At 76.5% G+C, this 20809-nt stretch carries 17 protein-coding genes; 8 read left to right on the forward strand and 9 right to left on the reverse strand.

What is annotated here, in order from left to right:
* Nucleotides 1-34 precede the first annotated feature (34 nt).
* Nucleotides 35-262, reverse strand: coding sequence for a hypothetical protein (locus ACPCUX_RS12455; protein ID WP_255179834.1), 228 nt, complete (start codon nucleotides 260-262; stop codon nucleotides 35-37).
* 128 nt (nucleotides 263-390) lie between these two features.
* Between ACPCUX_RS12455 and ACPCUX_RS12460 the strand changes: the two genes are divergently transcribed.
* Entirely contained in the window at nucleotides 391-1527 is a 1137-nt protein-coding gene (locus tag ACPCUX_RS12460; protein ID WP_423388873.1) for a threonine aldolase family protein, read from the forward strand.
* An 18-nt stretch (nucleotides 1528-1545) separates the two neighbouring features.
* Nucleotides 1546-2046, forward strand: coding sequence for a nucleoside deaminase (locus ACPCUX_RS12465; protein WP_423388874.1), 501 nt, complete (start codon nucleotides 1546-1548; stop codon nucleotides 2044-2046).
* 72 nt (nucleotides 2047-2118) lie between these two features.
* Here the strand turns inward: ACPCUX_RS12465 and ACPCUX_RS12470 are convergent, their stop codons facing one another.
* Nucleotides 2119-3081, reverse strand: coding sequence for a hypothetical protein (locus ACPCUX_RS12470; RefSeq protein ID WP_423388875.1), 963 nt, complete (start codon nucleotides 3079-3081; stop codon nucleotides 2119-2121).
* 83 nt (nucleotides 3082-3164) lie between these two features.
* On the opposite strand from ACPCUX_RS12470, the gene ACPCUX_RS12475 reads away from it, so the two are divergent.
* On the forward strand, nucleotides 3165-3593 hold the full coding sequence (locus ACPCUX_RS12475) for an SRPBCC family protein (RefSeq protein ID WP_228485119.1): 429 nt from the start codon (nucleotides 3165-3167) through the stop codon (nucleotides 3591-3593).
* A gap of 95 nt (nucleotides 3594-3688) precedes the next feature.
* Here ACPCUX_RS12475 and ACPCUX_RS12480 read toward each other — a convergent pair whose 3' ends face one another.
* Complete coding sequence (locus ACPCUX_RS12480) at nucleotides 3689-7291, reverse strand: DUF5979 domain-containing protein (RefSeq protein ID WP_423388876.1); 3603 nt, start codon at nucleotides 7289-7291, stop codon at nucleotides 3689-3691.
* 195 nt (nucleotides 7292-7486) lie between these two features.
* Here ACPCUX_RS12480 and ACPCUX_RS12485 point away from each other — a divergent pair, with 195 nt between their 5' ends.
* Complete coding sequence (locus tag ACPCUX_RS12485; RefSeq protein ID WP_369824940.1) at nucleotides 7487-8701, forward strand: glycoside hydrolase family 3 N-terminal domain-containing protein; 1215 nt, start codon at nucleotides 7487-7489, stop codon at nucleotides 8699-8701.
* A gap of 29 nt (nucleotides 8702-8730) precedes the next feature.
* A complete protein-coding gene (locus tag ACPCUX_RS12490) occupies nucleotides 8731-9783 on the forward strand; it encodes a LacI family DNA-binding transcriptional regulator (RefSeq protein ID WP_085387120.1) in 1053 nt (350 codons plus the stop codon).
* A gap of 87 nt (nucleotides 9784-9870) precedes the next feature.
* On the opposite strand, the gene ACPCUX_RS12495 is transcribed toward ACPCUX_RS12490, so the two are convergent.
* From ACPCUX_RS12495 to ACPCUX_RS12510, 4 genes are all read right to left on the reverse strand, one after another.
* Nucleotides 9871-10149, reverse strand: coding sequence for a hypothetical protein (locus ACPCUX_RS12495; RefSeq protein ID WP_034654462.1), 279 nt, complete (start codon nucleotides 10147-10149; stop codon nucleotides 9871-9873).
* 23 nt (nucleotides 10150-10172) lie between these two features.
* The gene (locus ACPCUX_RS12500; RefSeq protein ID WP_086149942.1) at nucleotides 10173-11450 is read right to left on the reverse strand and encodes an inorganic phosphate transporter; all 1278 of its coding nucleotides are present in this window, start codon (nucleotides 11448-11450) and stop codon (nucleotides 10173-10175) included.
* A gap of 200 nt (nucleotides 11451-11650) precedes the next feature.
* The gene (locus ACPCUX_RS12505) at nucleotides 11651-13447 is read right to left on the reverse strand and encodes a hypothetical protein (RefSeq protein WP_423388877.1); all 1797 of its coding nucleotides are present in this window, start codon (nucleotides 13445-13447) and stop codon (nucleotides 11651-11653) included.
* Nucleotides 13448-13573: 126 nt separating this feature from the next.
* Nucleotides 13574-14407, reverse strand: a complete 834-nt coding sequence (locus ACPCUX_RS12510; RefSeq protein WP_423388878.1) for an NUDIX hydrolase — start codon at nucleotides 14405-14407, stop codon at nucleotides 13574-13576.
* A gap of 97 nt (nucleotides 14408-14504) precedes the next feature.
* Here ACPCUX_RS12510 and ACPCUX_RS12515 point away from each other — a divergent pair, with 97 nt between their 5' ends.
* The 3 genes from ACPCUX_RS12515 (at nucleotide 14505) to ACPCUX_RS12525 (ending at nucleotide 17291) form a co-directional block, all read left to right on the forward strand.
* Nucleotides 14505-15548 (forward strand): SPFH domain-containing protein, encoded by a 1044-nt coding sequence (locus ACPCUX_RS12515; protein WP_423388879.1) that lies wholly within the window; start codon nucleotides 14505-14507, stop codon nucleotides 15546-15548.
* Nucleotides 15549-15550: 2 nt separating this feature from the next.
* On the forward strand, nucleotides 15551-16474 hold the full coding sequence (locus tag ACPCUX_RS12520) for a hypothetical protein (protein ID WP_114554037.1): 924 nt from the start codon (nucleotides 15551-15553) through the stop codon (nucleotides 16472-16474).
* 172 nt (nucleotides 16475-16646) lie between these two features.
* Nucleotides 16647-17291, forward strand: coding sequence for a zinc ribbon domain-containing protein (locus tag ACPCUX_RS12525; RefSeq protein ID WP_396050042.1), 645 nt, complete (start codon nucleotides 16647-16649; stop codon nucleotides 17289-17291).
* 76 nt (nucleotides 17292-17367) lie between these two features.
* On the opposite strand, the gene ACPCUX_RS12530 is transcribed toward ACPCUX_RS12525, so the two are convergent.
* Together ACPCUX_RS12530 and ACPCUX_RS12535 are read right to left on the reverse strand one after the other, a co-directional pair.
* On the reverse strand, nucleotides 17368-18330 hold the full coding sequence (locus ACPCUX_RS12530; RefSeq protein ID WP_423388880.1) for a hypothetical protein: 963 nt from the start codon (nucleotides 18328-18330) through the stop codon (nucleotides 17368-17370).
* A gap of 39 nt (nucleotides 18331-18369) precedes the next feature.
* A complete protein-coding gene (locus ACPCUX_RS12535; protein WP_423388881.1) occupies nucleotides 18370-20763 on the reverse strand; it encodes a S9 family peptidase in 2394 nt (797 codons plus the stop codon).
* Between the last annotated feature and the right edge of the window lie 46 nt (nucleotides 20764-20809).

The following is a 20809-nucleotide window of genomic DNA, read 5'->3' on the forward strand; positions in this document are numbered from 1 at the left end:
CCGACCGGCACCCGACCGGCGTGGACCCGGAGCGTCAGCCGTGGGTCGGCTCGTCGGGTCCGACGGGCCGACCCGGGGACGACGGCCGGTCGGGGACGTCGGGCGACGGGTCGGCCGGCCCGCCGGGGACCGGGTCGGCGTGGCTCGGGTCGTGCGGCGGCTCCGAGGGGTCGGGCGGCGGACCGGGCGACTTGGGCGGCTCCACCGTCGGCTCCGCCGGGGAGCCCGGACCCGTGCCGGGCTGGTCGGGGTTCGTGGTCATGGCTGCACCTCCGTGCTTCGCGCGCTGCGCGCGGTCCTGAGGACGCGCACCGCGTCCACCCTCGACGCTAGGCGCGCCCCGGCCCGCTCGCGCGCGGCCGGGCCGCCCCGCCGACCTACGCTGGGCACGTGACCTCGTTCGCCTCGGACAACTACTCCCCCGCCCACCCCGACGTCCTCGCCGCGCTCGCCGCCGCGAGCGCCGGGCACGAGATCTCGTACGGCGAGGACCCGTGGACCGCGCGCCTCCAGGACGCGGTGCGCGCGCGGTTCGGGCCCGACGCCACCGCGTACCCCGTGCTCACGGGGACGGGCGCGAACGTCGTCGCGCTCATGGCGACGCTCCCCCGCTGGGGCGCCGTCGTGGCGTCCGAGCACGCGCACCTCAACACGGACGAGAACGGCGCCCCCGAGCGGGTGGGCGGCGTCAAGGTGCTCACGGTGCCGGCGCCCGACGGGAAGCTCATGCCCGCGGCGGTCGAGCGGTTCGCGGGCGACCTCGGCGACCCGCACCGCGCGCAGCCGCTCGTCGTGTCGCTCACGCAGTCCACCGAGCTCGGCACCCTCTACACGGCCGACGAGATCCGGGCGGTGGCCGACGCCGCGCACGCCCGCGGCATGCGGGTGCACCTCGACGGGTCGCGGCTCGCGAACGCCGCCGCGGCGCTCGGCGTCCCGCTGCGCGCCCTGACGACCGACGCGGGCGTGGACGTGCTGTCGTTCGGCGGCACCAAGAACGGGCTCGCGCTCGGCGAGGCGGTCGTCGTGCTCGACCCGTCCGCGGTCGACGGCGTGGAGTTCGTGCGCAAGTCGACGATGCAGCTCGCGTCGAAGATGCGCTACGTCTCCGCGCAGCTCCTCGCGCTCTTCGAGCCGGTCGGCGACGTCGTCGCCGAGGTGGACGAGGTGGCCGACGCCGACGAGCTCTGGCTCCGCAACGCCCGCCACGCGAACGCGATGGCCGCGCGGCTGCGCGCGGGGCTCGCGGACGTCGTCGTGCCGGCCGCCGTCGGGCCCGACGACGCCGCCCCGGGCCCGGCAGCAGGCCTCGCCTTCACCCAGCCCACGCTCGTCAACGCCGTCTTCGCGACGCTCCCGCGCACGGCGGTCGCGCGCCTGCGCGAGCGGCACCGGTTCTACGACTGGGGGCCGGGCGAGACGCCCGACCGGGTCGAGGTCCGGTGGATGTGCGCGTGGGACACGACCCCGGGCGACGTGGACGGGTTCGTCGCGGACGTGCGGGCCGCCCTCGCGGTCGCGTCGTGAGCGGGCGAGGATGACGCCATGAGCGACCAGACCCTGCCCCTGCCGACCGCCGACGACCTCGTGCACCTGCGCCGCTGCGTCGAGCTGGCCCGCGAGGCGCTCGACGACGGCGACGAGCCGTTCGGCTCGCTCCTCGTCGACCGCGACGGGGTCGTCCGGTTCGAGGACCGCAACCGCGTCAAGGACGGCGACGCGACCCGGCACCCGGAGCTCGAGATCGCCCGCTGGGCCGCCGCGCACCTCACGCCCGAGGAGCGGCGCGACGCGACCGTCTACACGTCCGGCGAGCACTGCGCGATGTGCAGCGCGGCGCACGCGTGGGTCGGCCTCGGCCCTGTCGTCTACGCCGCGAGCACGACGCAGCTCGTCGGGTGGCTGGAGGAGTGGGGCGTCGCGCCGGGCCCGGTGCGCCCGCTCGCGATCGGCGACGTCGCGCCCGAGGTCGCCGTGCGCGGTCCCGCGTACGAGCTCGAGGTGGAGGTCCGCGCGCTGCACGCGCGTCTGCACGGCGTCTCCTGACCGGAGCCTGCCCGCCCGGTGCCGTGCTCCCGGTGCCGTGCGCCCGGACCGCGCGCCCGCGGGACGACGCTCTCAGGCGTCGAGCGCGTCCGCGACGGTGCGCGCGACCTCCGGGACGGCGAGGTAGCCGGCGGGCCGGGCGCCGTCGAGCACGACGGCCGCCGCGTGGTGGCCCGGCGCGGCGTTCGCGACGACGAGCTCCTCGATCCCCGGCGACGCCGGGTCGAGCGGGAACGCCGTCGGGCCGAGGCCGTGCAGCGCGAGCGCGTCCCGGGGGTCGCGCGCCGCGACCCACCGGCGCACGGGGGCCGGCACGCGCAGCGGGACGCGCGCGGCGAGGACGTCCCGGATCGCGCGGACGGCGAGCGGGGACCCGAGCGTGAGCAGGAGCGGCACGTCCCAGCGCGCGGCGTCGGGGTGCTCGCGCAGCACGGCGTAGGCGACGACCGACCCGAGCGAGTGCGCGACGACGACGGCGGGCCCGTCCGTGGGGATCGCGGCGGCGAGCGCGTCGTCGATCGTCGTGCGGACGGCGTCGTCGTGCAGGTACGCCCAGACGTCGCGCGCGAGCAGCGCGACGACGGCGCCGCTCAGGCCCGGGACGTACCGGTCGAGCGCGGACAGCAGCAGGTTCAGCCACGCGCCGACGTCGCCCCCGACAGCGCCGGGCCCGGCACCCTCCGGGCGCGCCGGCACCGTCACGCCCGCGGCGCGCAGCACCTCCTCGGCGACGGCCGCCACGAACGCGGCCTCCTCCGCGGCCTCTTCCGTGGCCTCGGCCACGGACGTCGCTGTGACCCCGTCGCGCGGCGCGCCGACCGCGTGCACGGTGACCGGGGGCGGCGTCGCGGCGCCCCCGACGAGCGCGGCGAGCGTGTCGCCGTAGTAGACGAACGCCGTGTCCGCGTCGCGCACGACGACGCCGGAGCCCGCCGCCGCGAGGCCCGCGTCCAGGACCTCGGTCCACGTCCGGTCGAGCTGCTCGGCGTCGAGCCCCTGGTTGTCGCGGCCGTGGACGAGCACGAGTCGGGTCACGCGCCGAACCTACCGGCTGCCGGTGCCGCCCGGAGGGTCTACCGTCGGGCCCAGGAGCCAGCCCCCACCCCCCGGAGTCCCCCGTGAACGACCGCACCCTGACCGAGCACAGCACGACCGTCGAGACCCACGTCGCCCGACCCCCGCAGGTCGTCTGGGCCGAGCTCATGCACCCGAGCGCCCGCTGGATGCTGGGCATGAACATCGAGACCGACTTCCGCCCCGGGAGCCCCGTGACGTTCGAGGGCCACTACATGGGCCGCGAGTTCGCGGACTGGGGCACTGTCGTCGCCGTCGAGCGCCCGCGCCTGCTGCACTTCACGCACTTCTCGCCCACCATGGGCCTGCCCGACGTGCCGGAGAGCTACCACGACATCGCGATCACGCTCGAGCCCGACGACTCGGGGACGCTCGTGCGCGTCGTCGAGCGCAACATCGAGACGGCCGAGCGCGCCGAGCGCGCGCACGCCCTGTGGACGAAGGCGCTCGCGACGCTCGCGGGCCACGACTGACTCGTCCCGCCCTGCACGACGACGGGCCGGTCACCCCCACGAGGAGGTGACCGGCCCGTCGGCCGTCCGGCACCGGCCCGACGACGCCCCGCGCGTCAGGCGGTGCGGCGGCGGCGCGCGCGGACCACGAGGAGCGCGGCGCCCGTCCCGACGAGCAGCAGGGCGAGCGTCGTCACGACGACGGCGTCCGCACCCGTGATCGCGAGGCCGCCGGCCGACGACGCGGTGTTCGTCAGGGTCACGACGACCGGCGCGCCCGCACCGACCGTCACCTCGGTCACCCGCTCGTCACCGACGGTGAGCACCGGCGTGCCCCAGTCGACGCCGCGGACCGTCGGCAGGTCGGTCTCGGTGAGCCGCACGACGGTCCCCACGGGAAGGTCCTGCGGCCCGTCGACGACCTGGCCGTCGGCCCGCACCGTGAGCGTGCCGGTGACGGGCTCGCCGTCGCGGTCGAACGCGTAGCGGACGGTGAACTCGGTGCTCGCCGGCACCGAGCCCGCCGCGGCCCCCACGACCTCCTTCACGACGGAGAAACCGCCCACGGCCTGGTCGGCCGTGTTCGTCACCGTGACCAGCGCGTCCGTCCCGTCGCCGACGACGAGCGTCGGCGGGCTGAAGACGGGCGTGCCCCACTCGACGCCGTCGACCGCGGGCAGGTCCGTCTCGCCGAACGTCACGACCGTCCCGGCCGGGAGGTTCTGCGGCCCTGCGACGACCGTGCCGTCGGCCGGGACCTCGACGGAGCCGCCCACGGGCGTGCCCTCGAGCTCATACGCGTACGTGACCGTGAATGTCGTCCCCGCGGGGACGAGGTCCGCGCGGTCGCCCACGACCTCCTTCGCGACGGAGAACCCGCCGACCGCGGCCACGTCCTGCGTCGTGTTGGTCAGCGTGACGAGCGTGTCCTCGCCGTCACCGACCGTGACGGACGCGGGCGAGAACACCGGCGCGCCCCAGACGACGTCGCCCACCTCGGGCAGGTCGGTCTCCGTGAACGTCACGACCGTCCCGACCGGGAGGTCCTGCGGGCCGTCGACGGCCGTGCCGTCGGCACGCACCGTGAGCGTCCCGGCGAGCGGGCCGTCGTGGGTGAACCCGGCGGGCAGCGCCGCGGACCACGCGACCGAGAACTCCGTGCCCGGCGGCACGCTCCCGGCGAGGTCGCCCGTGACGGTCTTCGCGACGGAGAAGCCCCCGACGAGCGCGTCGGCCTGGTTGGTCAGCGCGACGCCCGCGACGGCGTCGCCGTCGCCGATGGTCACCGTCGCGGGCGAGAACACCGGCTCGCCCCACGCGACCCCGGGGACCGTCGGCAGCGGCTGCCGCTCGACGAAGCGCACGACGGTGCCCGCCGGGAGGTCCTGCGGTCCCGCGTCGACCGTGCCGTCGGCGCGGACCGTGAGCGTGCCCTGCGTGTCCCCCGCGTACTCGGCGCCCTCGGGGAGCTCCGCCGTCCAGTCGACGACGAACTCCGTGCCGCCCGGGACGGCGCCGGCCGCGCCGCCCGCGACGGTCTTCTGGACGGCGAACCCGCCGACCTCCTGCACCGCCTCCGCGGTGTTCGTCAGCGTGACCTCGACGGCCGCGCCCTCGACCACCGTCACCGACGGCCCCGGATCGAACGACGGGACGCCCCACACGACGCCGTCGACCGCGGGCAGCGGCTGCTGCTCCGCGAGCGTCACGACCGTGCCGACCGGCAGGTCCGCCGGACCGCTCACGAGCGTGCCGTCGGCGCGCACCGTGAGCGTGCCCGTGGTCGGGCCGTCGTAGGCGACGTCCGCGGGGACGGTCGCGGTCCAATCGACGAGGAACGCGGTGCTCGCGGGGACGTCGCCCGCGGCGGAGCCCTCGACGGCCTTGCGGACCGCGAACCCGCCGACGACGGGCTCCGCGACGTTGGTGACCGTCACCGCGACGCCCGTCGCGCCCTCGACGACCGTCACCGGCCCCGCCGGGCTCACGACCGGGTCGCCCCACGCGACGCCGTCGACCACCGGGAGCGGCAGCCGCTCGGCGAACGTCACCGTCGTACCGACCGGCAGGTCGGCGGGCCCGGCCACCACGGCGCCGTCCGCGAGCACGCTCAGGGTGCCGGTGAGGTCGCCGTCGTACGTCGCGCCCTGCGGCAGCGTGGCCTCCCAGTCGACGAGGAACGCGGTGTCCGCCGGGACGAGGCCGAGGGCGTCCCCGGCGAGGACCTTCGCCACCGTGAAGCCGCCCGCGGCGGTGGTCCCGCCGCCGGCGTTCGCCGTGTTGACCACGGTGACCGTGACCGTGCGGCCCTCGGCGACGGTGAACTGCGCCGGGTCGCCGAGCGGCTCGCCGTCCACGCGGATCACCGGCGTGCCCCACTCGACGCCCGCCACCGACGGCAGGTTCGTCTCGCGGACCGTGACGACCGTGCCCTCCGGCAGGGTCGGCCCGTTCAGCAGAGCTCCGCTGATCGGGACCGTGAGCGTGTCGCCCCCGGTGACGCCGTCGGGCTGCTCGTAGGTGTACTCCACCTGGAACGTCGTGCCCGCGGGCACGTCCGCGGCCGCCTCGCCCGTCACGGTCTTCTGCACGGCGAAGCTCGCGCCCCCGGTGCAGTCGAACGGGCCGGGCCCGATCCACGGGTAGCTGTGCATCTCGAGCCCGCCGGTCACGCTCGGGTCGCCGAACGTGAGGTTCCCGCCCACGAGGACGCGGCCGTTCGTGCTCGTCGTGATCGTCGCGTCCGCGACCGGCGCGACGATCGTGCCGAGGAACTGGTCGGCCCGGCCGAGCGCGAGGTCCGGCGTGGACGCGAAGTTCCACAGGATGCGCGCGGCCCAGTTGCCGAAGCCCGGGTTGGAGTTGAAGTCGTTGATGAACGGCGAGCCGTTGCCCTCCCAGTAGTTGGGGCTCATGCTCACCGGAGCGTCCCCGGTCACGTTGATCGCGATCGCGACGTCGTCCGGCACGTTCGCGAAGACGATCTCCTTGACGCCCGCGAGCTGCGCGGCGTCGACGGAGAACACCTGCGGGTCGGCGGTGCCGGAGCCGGTGAAGGTGACCCGGCTCCCCGACACGACGCCCGCCGCGGTCGCGGGCCACCCGGCGATCGTCGCCGACGCGTCGGCGACCACCGCGCCGTACCCGGCCCACTCGCCGAGGGCCGCCGCGCCCATGCCCTGCGTGACCGGGGCGTCCGCGCCCGGCGTCGTCCCGGCGGTCGAGAGCGACCCGCCGCCCGTGACCGCGGCACCGACGTTCACGGCGCCGCCGGTCGGCAGCGTCGAGCCGACGGTGACGCTCGTCTCCGGCCCGATCTCCAGGCCACCCCCGACGGCGAGCATCACCGCGCCGTCGGGCGGCGTGATCTGCGAGCCCGCGCCGACCGCGCCGATGCTGAAGTTCCCGGACCCGTCGATCGTCGCCTCCCCTGCGACGACGAGCAGCCCCTCCGACTCCGCGGCGCTCGCCGTGGCGTGGTAGTCGCCCCCGGTCCACACCGTGACGTTCGTGTCCGTGAACAGCGGCGGCGTCTGGCCGACGTTCGGCATGTCCCCCGGCGCGGGGCAGAACCCGACCGCGGCGGACGCCGGGCGCGCCTGCGGCCCCGAGACGAGGACGACGGCGCCGGCCAGGGCGAGCACGGCGGCGACGAGCGCCGCGACCGCTCTGCGCAGGCGTCCGGGTGCGACGCGGAGGGAGGGTGGGCGAGGGGTCATGCCGGGCTCCAGGTTCGGGGGGTGCGCCCCGCGGCCGCGAGGCCAGGACGCCATGTCACCCAGGAGACGCGCCGGGACGCCGATCATGACGCGAACCCGGTGGTGACGCCGGTCATACCCCCCCGGGGTGGCGGGATCGTCCTGGACGGCCCCCTCTGCGGCCGTCGGGCTACCGTGGCGTCGGAGGTGTCGCCTGTGACCGCTCGTGCCCGGACCACCTGGATCGTCGTCGCCGTCGTGACCGCGCTCGCCGCCGTGGCGGCCGTCGCCTGGTACCTCACGCGGCCCGCCCCCGCGCCGCAGGCCCCGCCGTCGGGCACGCCGTCCGCCCCGGCCGACCCGACGCCGTCGGGCACGTCACCGACGCCGTCCACCCCGCCCGAGGACCCCCTGGCCGGGTGGACGCTCGAGCAGAAGGTAGGGCAGCTCTTCATGGTCGGGGTCGACGTGCGGGACCCGCAGCAGGTGAGCTACGACGCCGTCTCGCGGCTGCACGTGGGCAACGTGTTCCTCGCGGGCCGCTCGCAGGCCGGGACCGGCCCGACGGCGGACCTCGTCGCGGGCTTCACGGCGCTCGTCTCCCCGGAGACGACGAACGGCACCCCGCTGTTCGTCGCGACCGACCAGGAGGGCGGGAAGGTCCAGGTGCTGCGCGGGCCCGGGTTCTCGCAGATCCCGGCGGCGACCGACCAGGCCCGCCTCGACCCGGCGACGCTCCAGGCCGACGCGACCACGTGGGGCGCCGAGCTCGCCGCGGCGGGCGTGAACCTCAACCTCGCGCCCGTGATGGACCTCGTGCCCGAGGGGACGGCCGCGCAGAACCCGCCGATCGGGGCCTTCCAGCGCAGCTACGGGTTCACGCCGGACTCGGTCACGTCGCACGCGAACGCGTTCAGCGCCGGGATGGAGGCGTCGGGCGTGGACGTGACGATCAAGCACTTCCCCGGGCTCGGCCGCGTCACCGAGAACACCGACACCGACGCCGGGGTCACCGACGACGTGACGACGCGCGACGACGCGTCGGTCGCCGTCTTCGCGTCGGGCATCGAGGCCGGCGCGGCGTTCGTCATGACCTCCACGGCCGTCTACCCGCAGATCGACGGGACGCTCCCCGCGGCCTTCTCGCCCGTCGTCGTGGACGGGATGCTGCGGGGCGACCTGGGGTTCGACGGCGTCGTCCTCACCGACGACGTGTCCGCCGCGCAGCAGGTGCAGGCCTGGTCGCCCGCGGACCGCGCCGTCCTGACGATCGCCGCGGGCGGCGACATGGTGCTGGCGTCCGCGGACCCGAGCGTCGTCGAGCCCATGGTGGCGGCCGTCGTCGAGCGCGCGTCGAGCGACGACGCGTTCGCCGCGCAGGTCGACGCGGCCGTGCTGCGCGTGCTCGCGGCGAAGGAGCGGCTGCGCTGAGCGCACGGCCCGGCGGTATAACTGACCGCATGGCTGCCCGTCGCCCCGCTCCCCGCCCGACGCTCGAGGCCGTCGCGGCCGTCGCGGGCGTCTCCCGCGCCACGGTGTCCCGCGTGATCAACGGCGTGCCGACGGTGGACCCGGCGATCGTGGCGGTCGTCGAGCGGGCGATCGACGAGACGGGCTACGTCCCCAACCTCGCCGCCCGGACGCTCGTCACCCGGCGCACGGGGTCGGTCGCGCTCGTCGTGTCCGAGCCGTCGGAGCAGCGCTCCCCGAGCCCGTTCCTCGAGCGGCTGTTCACCGACCCGTACATCGGGCGCGTGACCGCGGGCGCGCAGCAGGTGCTGCGCCCGCGCGACATCCACCTCGCGATCCTGCCCGCGGACCCGCCCGCGCACGACCAGGTCGTGCGCTACGTGCGGCAGGGGCACGTCGACGGCGTCCTGCTCATCACGTCGAGCGCGAGCGACCCGCTGCCGGCACGGTTCGCCGCGCTCACGGTGCCGGTCGTGCTGTCGACGCACCTCGACGGGGTCGACGAGGCGGCCGGCGTGAGCTGGGTGGACCTCGACCAGGCCGCCGGCGGCCGGATCGCGGCCGAGCGTCTGATCGCGGACGGCCGCACGCGCCTCGCGACCGTCGCCGGACCGTCGGACGTGCCGTTCGCGCGGGGACGCCGCGACGGCTTCCTCGCGGCGGTGCGGGCCGCCGGGCTCGCGGAGCCCTTCGTCGTGGAGGGCGACTTCACGCGCGCGGGCGGGGAGGCCGCGGCGCGCGAGCTGCTCGCCGCGCGGCCGGACGTCGACGGCGTGTTCGGCGCGAGCGACCTCATGGCCGACGGCGCGTCGCTCGTCCTGCAGGAGGCGGGCCGCCGCGTCCCGCAGGACGTGGCCGTCGTCGGCTTCGACGACTCGACGGTCGCGCGCCAGGCCCACCCGCCGCTCACGACGGTCCGGCAGCCGGTCGAGGAGATGGCGGCCGAGATGGCGCGGCTCCTGCTCGCCGCGATCGACGACCCGGACGCCGACGCGCGCTCGGTCCTGTTCGAGCCGCACCTCGTGGTCCGCGACTCCGCCTGACCCCACCCGCCGGGTGCAGCACGAAGTCGCGGCCGGAACGTCCGACCGCGACTTCTTCCTGCACTCAGCGGAGCGTGTGGTCCCGGGTCAGTGGCCCCCGCCCGCGACGAACGCGATGCCGACGGCGATCGCGACGACCACGACGGCGAAGCACACGACGGCGCCGACCTGACGGGGGCGGGTCGCGCGCTCGACACGCACGGTGCGGCCGTCGGACGTGAAGCGGCCGTCCGGCGTGCCGACCTCGACGGGCACGGCGCGCCCGGCGGCGAGCCGGACCCCCAGGGCGAACAGGGCGGGCAGGCCCGCGCCGACGACGAGGCCGGCGACGACGACCTTGAGCAGCGAGTCGATCTCGACGAACACGGTTCTCTCCTCCGGGCTGCCGGTCAGACGCCCGCGCGCTGGCGCGAGGCGGGCGTGGTCGGGGTGGTCGGCGCCGGGGCGGGCGCGGCGTCGGTGAACGGGTCGGCGACGTCGAGGCGACGCTCGAGCGCGGCCTCGCGCGCCTCGACGACCTCGGACTCGAGCCCGGCGTCCACCGCGCCCTCCTCCCAGGCGTCGTTGACGTTCGTGTGGTCGACGGGCTTGCGGCGCGAGGCGATCCAGATGGCCAGCGAGGACCCGACGAGGATCGCGAACACGACGACCGTCCCGGCGGCGCCCCCGATGCCGTGCTGGATGCCGTAGCAGGCCGCGCCGACGAGGCCGGCGGCCGGGAGCGTGAGGCCCCACGCGGCGAGCATGCGGCCCGCGACGCCCCAGCGGACCTTCGCGCCGGGCATCCCGACACCGGAGCCCAGGATCGAGCCGGTCGCGACGTGCGTCGTCGAGAGCGAGTAGCCGAAGAGGCCCGACATGAGGATGACCGCGGCGGACGACGTCTCGGCCGCCATGCCCTGGCGGGTGTCGATCTCGACGAGGCCCTTGCCGAGCGTGCGGATGATCCGCCAGCCGCCCAGGTACGTGCCGAGGGCCATGAAGAACGCGCAGGACAGGATGACCCAGAACGGCACGCTCGAGTCGGCCGGGACGGCGCCCGCCGCGATGAGCGCGAGCAGGATGATGCCCATCGACTTCTGCGCGTCGTTGGTGCCGTGCGCGAGCGAGACGAGCGACGCGGAGCCGACCTGGCCCCAGCGGAACGCCCGCGTGGAGACGTCCTCGGGGACGTCGCGCGTGAGGCGGGCCACGGCCCACGTGCCGACGCTCGCGACGCCGACCGCGATGAGCGGGGCGAGCAGCGCGGGGATGAGCACCTTCGCGGCGACGCCGCTCCAGATGACGCCCTGCGTGCCGACGGCCGCGAGCACGGAGCCCACGACGCCGCCGATGAGCGCGTGCGACGAGCTCGACGGGATGCCGAGCAACCAGGTCAGGAGGTTCCAGGTGATGCCGCCCACGAGTCCCGCGAGGACGACCTCGAGGGTGATGACGTCGGCGTCGACCAGACCCTTCGCGATGGTCGCCGCGACGGCCAGGGAGAGGAACGCCCCGACCATGTTGAGGACGGCGGAGAGGGCGACGGCGGTCTTGGGCTTGAGGGCCTTGGTGGCGATGGACGTGGCCATCGCGTTGCCCGTGTCGTGGAAGCCGTTGGTGAAGTCGAAGGCCAGTGCGGTCACGACGACGAGCACCAGCAGGAGCGTCTCGGTCACGTCGTCCATGGTGCGGTCACGACCGCCGCGCGCTCGACCATCCTGTGGATTCTTCCGCCACTGTTCACCGACAGTTCATCCGGCGTTCGAAGCCCTCGTTCGAACGCCGGAGGGGCCCGTCCGCTCCCGGGCCGGACGGCCCGGGAGCGGGGGCGGACGGCCCCTGGCGCGGCCGCATCGGGCGGGCCCGGCGCGGCCGTCCGCCCGCGTCAGGCCGGGGTTCGGGCGGCGAGCTCGGCGAGGGTGTCGTCGAGGTCCGCGACGACGGTCGCGACGGCCTCGCGCTGGGTCCGCGCGCGCTCCGCGGACGCGGCCACGGCGGTGCGCGCCTCGGCGAGGTCGGCGTCGAACCGGTCCGCGCGGGCCTGCGCCTCGGCGCGCTGGTCGCGCGCGCGGCGCTCCCCTGCGAACCACTGCCACGCGGCGAGGCCGGCCGCGACGACGGCCACCGTGAACCACGCCGGCGAGGCGGCGAGGCCGAGCACGACGCCGAGCACCGCGACCGCGGCGGTCCCGCCGACGGCCCCCCACGACACGCCGTCCACCGGTTGCGCGAGGAGCTCCGCGCGGGCCGTCGCGGCCGGTGCGGCGCCGTCCTCGGTCGGCGTGACCGTCACGGTGCGGCCCCCGAGGCGCAGCTCGCGCGACGGCGCGGGCGCCGCCGCGAGCTCCGCGGCCCGCGCGTGGGTCGCGGCCCGGAGCTCCTCGGCGACGAGCGGGCCCGCGAGCGCCGCGCGCCCGGGGTCGGTCCCGCGGGCGTCCTCGACGAGCAGGTCGACGAGCGTCCCCGCCGGGGCGTCCCACCCGGGCCCGTCTTCCCGTGGTGCTCGCCCGACGCGCTCGTCGAGCAGCGCCGCCCGGTCCAGGAGCCCGCGCTCCACGGGCGCCCCCTCGTCAACGAGCGACGCGAGGACGCGGAGCAGCGCCGCGCCGGGCGTCTCGGGGGTCCCGGCCGGGTCGTCCGCGCCCCCGGCGGCCGGCGAGTCCGCCGCACCGGCGCCGGACGCACCGGGGCCGACGGCGACGGGTGCGACGGCGGGCGTCGGCGCGCCGGTCGGGAGGGGTCCGGGGTCCGACGCGGGCACCGCGACCTCCCGCGCCACGAGCGCGCGCGACCACGCCGTCCACGACCGCAGGAGCGGGAGCGCGTCGGGGGCGGCGGCCCGACGGCGCGCCCCCGCCACGTCCCCCGCGGCCTCGGGGCTGCCCCAGGCCGCGCCGTCGGCGGGCGGCTCGGGCAGCGACGGCGCCGCCTCCAGGAGCCGGGCCCGCCAGCGGGCGCGCGCGTCGTCGTCGAGCAGCGCGACCCGCTCCGCGAGCGCGCGACGCACGACCTCGACCCCGTCACCGCCGAGGTGACCGGCCGCCGCCGCGACCCACAGCGCGCGCTCGGCCCCGGTGACGCCCACCTCGTCCGGCCCCTCGCCCGCGCCCGGCGACGGCTCGGGGGCGCCGTCGGCGCTCCCCCAGCCCGCGGCGGGCAGGACGGGCGCGTCGAGCACCCCCGGCACCCACTCGCGCGCGAGTCCCGGTTGCCCGACGAGCGCGCACACCGCGACGAGGTACGTCGCGGCTCGACGGCGGTCGCGCAGCAGGGCCTCCTCGGCCGCCTCGCGGTCGAGCCGCCCGGCGGGGAGCTCGGCGACCGCGAGCGCGGCGGGCACGAGCCAGTAGCCGGGCACGTCGACGAGGTCCGGCGAGCGCCGCAGGTGCGACACGTCGCCCTCCCCCGTGACGACGGCGCTCGTCAGGGCGCGCGCCGCGTCGCGGGCGCGGCGCGCGGGCGTGAAGAGCGCGAGCTCCTCGCGGACCTCGCCGAGCTCGATGAGCGCGTTGACGAGGCGCGTCAGCACCTCGACGCGGCTCGACAGGTCGCCCTCGAGCGACCGCAGGCGCCGGTGGAGCGACGCCTCGCGGGACCGCGCCATCGCGGCCTGGGCGGCAAGCTCGTCGGACAGGGCTCGCATGTTGCCCTGGTCGCTGCGCCAGGAGCTGTACGTCGACATGCGCGCGAGCGTACTCAGCGGGTCGGCGCTGTCGAGGGGGAGAACTCCCCCGGCGTGGGCCCGTCGGTGCGGGGCACCGGCGTGGGCCGTCGGCGCGAGGCACCGATGCCGGGCCCGGCCGAGGCGTCAGCGGCGCGGGCGCATGAGGGGCGGGTCGAGCACCGCGGGCACGCTCGCGGGGGCGTCGTCCGGGTCGACCGCGGCGGCGTCGAATGCCGCGACGTCGGCCGCGGCGGCGTCGGGTCCGGCGCCCGGCTGCGGGCCCGGCGCCGGGCGCGCGGCCCGGTAGAGCGCCGCGGGCCGCCCGGCCCCGCCCGACGTCGTGCGGCCCGTGTCCTCGAGGAAGCCGGCGGTCGTCGTGGCCTTGCGGGAGAAGTTCCGCGGGTCGAGCCGCACGCCCCAGACGGCCTCGTAGACGCGCCGCAGGTCGGCGACGGTGAACTCGGGCGGGCAGAACGCCGTCGCGAGCGCGGAGTACTCGAGCTTGGCGCGGGCCCGCTCGACGCCGTCGGCGAGGATCCGCGCGTGGTCGAACGCGAGGCCGGTCCCCGGCCCGTCCCCGAGCAGGGGCTCGACGGCGTGCCAGGCCGCTCCCCCGGCGTCGGACCCGGCGTGCACGACGCCGAACTCGGGCGCGAGCAGGAGGTACGCGACCGAGAGGACCGGGCCGCGCGGGTCGCGGTCGAGCGGGCCGTAGGTACGGAGCTGCTCCAGGTGCCCGGGCGGCCGGACGCCCGTCTCCTCGGCGAGCTCGCGGCGCGCCGCGCGGGCGAGCCGCTCGCCCGGCAGCACGAACCCGCCGGGGAGCGCGAGCGCGCCGCGGTACGGCTCGACGCCGCGCTCGACGAGGAGCACGTGCAGCGCGTCGTCGCGCACGGTGAGCGCGACGACATCGACCGTGACGGGCAGCAGGGCCGCGCCGGGCGGGACGTCCGGTGCTTGGGCAGCGGGAGGGGCCATGGGCCCATCGTCGCATATTCGCGTCAGGTTGACGAGAACCCGCACGCGCGCCTACGCTCGTTTTCGTCAGGTTGACGAAAATAGATCGGAGACGACCATGGCCACCATCCGCACCTACCCGTGGACGCGGCACTTCCTCGGCAGCCCCACCGGGCACGTCGTGCACCTGCGCCGCGGGCGGGTTGCCCACGAGGGCGTCGGTCAGGCGTTCTGGTTCCGGCCCACGACGTCGGTCCTCTCCGAGGTCCCCGTCGACGACCAGGAGCTCCCCGTCTTCTTCCACGCCGTGACGGCCGACCACCAGGACGTGACCGTGCAGGCCGGCGTGACGTACCGGTTCGCCGACCCGGTGACCGTCTCGCAGCGCCTCGACTTCGCGGTCGACCCGGGCAGCGGCGAGACGAGCACCGCGGGGCGCGACCAGGTCACGAGCATCGTCGGGCGCCTCGCGCAGAGCCGGGCCACCGACGCGCTCGCCGCGATGCCCCTCGCCGACGCCCTGACGACCGGCGTGCCGCGCGTGCGCGACGTCCTCACCGAGGCGCTGACCACCGACCCGCGCCTCACCACGACGGGCATCGTCGTCATCGGCGTCCAGGTGCTCGCCGTCCGGCCGGAGAAGGACGTCGAGCGCGCGCTCCAGACGCCCGCGCGCGAGCACGTGCAGGCCGAGGCCGACCGCGCGACCTACGAGCGCCGGGCCCTCGCCGTCGAGCGCGAGCGGGCGATCGCGGAGAACGAGCTCGCGAGCAGGATCGAGCTCGCGACCCGGCGCGAGCGCCTCGTCGCCCAGGAGGGCGCGAACGCGCGGCGCGAGGCCGAGGAGAAGGCGGCTGCGGCCCTCGTCGACGCCCGCGCGACCGCCGAGCGCGCCCAGCTCGCGACCGACGCGAAGGCGGAGCAGGTGCGCGTCGTCGGCGCGGCCGAGGCCGCCGCCGAGCAGGCCCGCATGGACGTGTACGCGAGCGCCGGGCAGGGCACGCTCCTCGCGCTCGCGCTGCGCGAGGCCGCCGGGTCGCTGCCGGACGTGCAGAACCTCACCATCACGCCCGACCTGCTCACCGGGGTGCTGTCGACCCTGGCGCGCGGGCTCGGCCCCGACGGCGGCTCGCCCGCCGCGGCACCCGGGAAGGCGGCCTGACGATGCTCCGGCGACGCGCCGTCGTCGTGCACCGGCGGACCGAGCTCGACGACCTGCTGGACCGGCACGGGACGCGCGGCCAGGCGGAGTTCTTCCTCCGGTCGCGCGGCCGGTCGCTGGCCGAGGTGCAGGCGCGGCACGACGCCCTCGCGGCCGCGCGCGACGCCGTCGTGGCCGCGCTGCCCCCGGGCTGGGCGCGCGCCGACGTCGAGCGGGCGGACCTGTCGCGGTTCCTCGTCGCGCCCGAGGACGTGGTGGTGGTCGTGGGGCAGGACGGCCTCGTCGCGAACGTCGCGAAGTACCTGCACGGCCAGCCGGTCCTCGGCGTCGACCCCGAGCCCGGGGTGAACGCGGGCGTGCTCGTGCGGCACCCGGTCGCGGCGGCGACGGCCCTCCTGCGCGGGCTCGGGGCCGACGCCGAGGTGCCGGGCGGCGCGCCCGACCGGGTGGCGCTCCTGCCCGTCGACGCGCTCACCATGGTCCGCGCCGACCTCGACGACGGCCAGCACCTCACCGCGCTCAACGAGGTGTTCGTCGGGCACCCCAGCCACCAGAGCGCGCGCTACACGCTGCGCTGCGGCGCAGGTGAGGAGCGGCAGTCGTCGTCGGGCGTGCTCGTCGCGACGGGCACGGGCGCGACCGGCTGGTGGGCGTCGCTCGCGCACGACCGCGGCGGACGGCGGGCCCCGGGGCGCACCGAGCACCGGCTCGGCTGGTTCGTCCGCGAGGCGTGGCCCTCGCCTGCGACGGGCGTCTCGCTCACCGAGGGCGTCGTCGAGGAGGGCGCCGACGTCGCGCTCACCGTCGCCTCGGACCGGCTCGTCGTGTTCGGCGACGGCGTGGAGGACGACCGCCTCGTCGCCTCGTGGGGCCAGACGGTGACGGTACGCACCGCCGACGCCCCGCTCCGCCTCGTCCGCCCCTGAACCCCCGGCTGCGGCGCGCCCGCCGGTCGACCCGATTTCACCCGGGTGATCCGTCGGGACGGCGAGGGTCGGTGGGTAGCATCGCAGCGGTCACGGGATCCCCATGACTCCCCCCTCCCGCGGGCCTGGCCTGCGGGGACGCCGACCCCACGAGCCCACCGAGGTCCCCGCCATGAGCACGCCCATCGCCTTCACCGACAACGTCCGCGACCTGTCGAACGCCGGGGGCTACCAGTTCGAGTTCCGGTGCGAGCGCTGCGGCAACGGCTACCGCTCCGCCTACCGGACGGACGTCGTCGCGAAGGGCAGCAGCCTCGTCCAGGCGGCGGGCCGGTTCTTCGGGGGCAAGGTCGCCGACCTCTCCTACGCGGCGGGGTCGTGGGCCGCGGACCGCCAGACCAACTCGTCGGCGAAGGACAAGGCGCTCGACGCCGCCGTCGGCGAGGTGCGCGACGCGTTCCGCCAGTGCCACGGGTGCGGCGACTGGATGTGCCACGAGGTCTGCTGGAACGACGCCGTGGGGCAGTGCGTGCGCTGCTCGCCCAAGCAGGTGGAGGAGCTGGCCCAGCTCCAGGCCGAGGCCCGCCGGTACCAGGTCCAGGAGCAGCTCCGCACGACCGACCTCGTCGGCGGCGCGGACCTGCGGACGGCCGCCGTCACGCGGTGCCCGTCGTGCGGCGCGAAGGTCGACGGCGGCAAGTTCTGCCCCGAGTGCGGCGAGCGCCTGGCGCAGGTGGCTGCGTGCCGCGAGTGCGGCACCCAGAACGCCGCGGCCGCGCGCTACTGCGCGGAGTGCGGCAGCCCGCAGGCCGTCTGACCCCAGCCCAACATGCGGTCATAGCCCGTCCCCGAGTCCGGACGGGCAACGACCCCATGCTCGGCGGCCTCGCGGGTCAGTCTCCTCGTGGGGCGTCGTTCTGGTGCTGCTCGCGCTCGCGGCGGGCGCGGAGCACCGCCTCGCGGCGCTCGCCGATCGCGTCGCTCGTCAGGCTCGTGAGGCGGTCCTGCTCGGCACGGGCCGCGGCGCGCTCCGCCTCCACGCGTGCGCGGTGCTCGGCCGACTGCGGGCGCGACCGGACGACGCGCGGGCCGTCGCGCATCACGTACCCGTCGGCGTGGCGCTCGAGCCACCGCTCGCGCCGCGCCGCGCGCACGCGCTCGCGGTGGAACCGCCAGACCCACCGGCGCCGCAGCGCGACCACGGACCACAGCGCGAACGGGACCGCGGCCACGACGAGCACGACCCGCCAGCCGGGCGGCAGCGCTGTCGACGCCCCCGCGCTCGCGAGCACCCACGCGACGCCGGCCGGGACCGCGGCCCCGGCCTCGCGGCGGTCGGGGTGCCAGCCGCAGATGGCGAAGCGCACGAGCGTGTCCGTGAGCCGCGAGCGCCGCTGCGGCTGGAGGGGCACGGGGAGCGGCCCGGGCACGGGCGACCCGAGCGTCGTGCCCGGCGCGAGCCGGCTCGTGAACGACAGCCGGTCGCCCCGGGACGACGGCCGCAGCGCCCGCCCGGCGTGCACGAACGCCAGCGCGGCGAGCGGCCAGACGGCGCACGCCAGGTACCACGCGACCGGGCCGGCGAGCACCACGGCGACCGGCGCGACGACCGCGAGCCGCCCGAGCTCGGCGCCGGGCGACGCGACGAGCTCGGCCCAGGGCTCCTGGTCCGCCGGCGGCGCGAGCAGCCCGTACGCCGCGGGCGCGAGGTACAGGCCCAGGAGGGCGAGCCCGACGGCCGTCCCCACGAGCCCGACGGCGAGGTACCCGACCGGGCGCAGCAGCAGCACGGCCCTCCCCGGCGGCGTCGCGTCGCGCGCCGTCCGCGGGTCGGGCGTCACGGTCTCGTCGGTCATCGCTCCCCCTCCGCCTGCGGCCTCACGCCCGCGGGCACGTCACCGGTCGGCCAGCCCGAGCACGTCGAGCACCCACGCGTCCTCGTACGCGACCTCGCGCCAGCCCTCGTAGCGACCCGAGACCCCGCCGTGCCCGGCGTGCATCTCGATCTTCAGCAGCGCGGGCGCCCCCGCGGCGCGCAGCCGCGCGACCCACTTCGCGGGCTCGACGTACAGCACGCGCGTGTCGTGGAACGACGTCACGGCGAGGATCCGCGGGTAGTGCGACGCGTCGTCGGGCACGTTCTCGTACGGCGTGTACGTGCGCATGTACCGGTAGACGTCGGGGTCGTGCAGCGGGTCGCCCCACTCGTCCCACTCGACGACGGTGAGCGGGAGCGACGGGTCGAGGATCGAGGTGAGCGCGTCGACGAACGGCACCTGCGCGAGCACGCCCGCGAAGAGCTCGGGCGCGAGGTTCGTCACCGCGCCCATGAGCAGGCCGCCCGCCGAGCCGCCCTGCGCGACGAGCCGCTCGGGGCTCGTCCAGCCGGCGTCGACGAGGTGCCGCGCGACCGCGACGAAGTCCGTGAAGGTGGTGCGCTTGGCGAGCGTCTTGCCCTCGTCGTACCAGCGGCGCCCCATCTCGCCCCCGCCGCGCACGTGCGCGACGGCGAACACGACCCCGCGGTCGAGCAGCGACAGGCGCGAGATGGAGAACCCCGGGTCGATGCTGATCTCGTACGACCCGTAGCCGTACAGCAGGAGCGGCGCCGGCTCGGCACCCGTGCCCGTCGCGTCCAGCCCGACGGCGTCGCGCCGCCACACGAGCGACACCGGCACCTGCGTGCCGTCCTCGGCCGTGGCCCACTCGCGGCGCTGCACGTAGTCCGCGGCGTCGTAGCCGCCGAGCACGGGCTGCTGCTTGAGGAGCGTGAGCTCGTCGGTCTCGACCCGCAGGTCGTACACGGTCGACGGCGTGACGAAGCTCGTGTAGCTCAGCCGGACGTTCGGCTGGTCCCACTCGGGGTTGGCCCCGAGCGCGGCGGTGTACAGCGGCTCGTCGAACGCGACCTCGTGCACGTGCCAGAGGTCGGTCGCGGGCGCCGGTGTGTCTCCTGTGCGGATCGGGGTGGGCAGGCCCGCGGGCCGCGGCGGCTCGGGGCTCGCGAGGTCGATCACGCCGACCCGCGACAGCGCGTCGCGCCGGTAGGAGACGACGAGGTGCCCGGCGAACGCGTCCACGGCCTCGAGCCGGGTCGCGGGGTCGTGCGGCACGACGACGGTCGCGTCGCCCGGCCCGGCGGAGACGTCGGCGACACCGGTGACGACGAGCTCGAAGTTCTCCGCGCCGTCGTTGTGCAGGACGAGCAAAACGTCCCGCTGCTCCCCCGCGCGCCGCTCCCCCGCCCCGCCGAGCACGGGGTCGGCGACCGGATTCTCGTCAGGACGGTCGCCGACCGCGTGCTCGGCGGTCGGGAACCACGTGCTCGGCAGGACGGCGTGCTCGACCGTGTACTCGACGCCCTCGCGGCGCGGCCAGACCACGCGAGCCTCGCCCGTCGGGTCGTCGGCGTCGATCAGCCACGTCTCGGACGTGATCTTCGAGCCCACGTCGATCTGCACGAACCGCTGCGAGCGCGAGACGCCCACCCCGACCCAGAACCGCTCGTCGGGCTCCTCGAAGACGACGACGTCCTGCGTCGCGGGCGTGCCCACCTCGTGGCGCCACACGCGCCAGGGCCGCCACGCGTCGTCGACCGTCGGGTAGAACACGTACCGCCCGTCCGGGGAGAAGACGGCGCCCGGGAACGTCCCCGGGACCTCGTCCACGAGGTCGGTGCCGGACTCCAGGTCGCGGATCCGCAGCGTGAACCGCTCGTCGCCGACGACGTCGACCGCGTACGCGAGCCGCGTCCCGTCGACCGAGACGTCGAACGAGCCGAGCGAGAAGAACTCGTGGCCCTCGGCCTCGACGTTGTCGTCGAGGAGCACCTGCTCGCCCGGCACGGGCACGCCCGGCTCCAGCACGGGCGGTACCCAGGCCGACGGCGCGTCGCTGCCGAGGCTCGCGTCGATCGGGGCGCGGGCCCGGATCGGGTACTGCGCCCCCTCGACCGTGCGCGCGTAGTACCAGTGCGCGCCCTGGCGCACCGGGACGGACAGGTCCGTCTCGAGCGTGCGGGCCTTGATCTCCTCGAAGATCCGCTCGCGCAGCGGCTCGAGGTGCGCGAGGCGCGCCTCGGTGTACGCGTTCTCGGCCTCGAGGTGCGCGACGACCTCGGGCGACTCCTTGTCCCGCAGCCACTCGTAGTCGTCGTCGACCGTCTCGCCGTGGTGCGTGCGCGGCGCGGGACGACGGAGGGCGACGGGCGCCTGCGGAGTCTCGGGCGCCTCGGCCACCTCGGGCTCGGGAGAAGACGGCGTGGCGGGCTGCGTGAGGTCGTCGGGCATCTCGCCAGGGTAGTGCCGGGGCCCGACGACATCAGCGCGTGAGCGT

It is taken from the genome of Cellulosimicrobium sp. AB352 (genome assembly GCF_049538415.1).
In the GTDB taxonomy this organism is placed as follows: domain Bacteria; phylum Actinomycetota; class Actinomycetes; order Actinomycetales; family Cellulomonadaceae; genus Cellulosimicrobium; species Cellulosimicrobium funkei.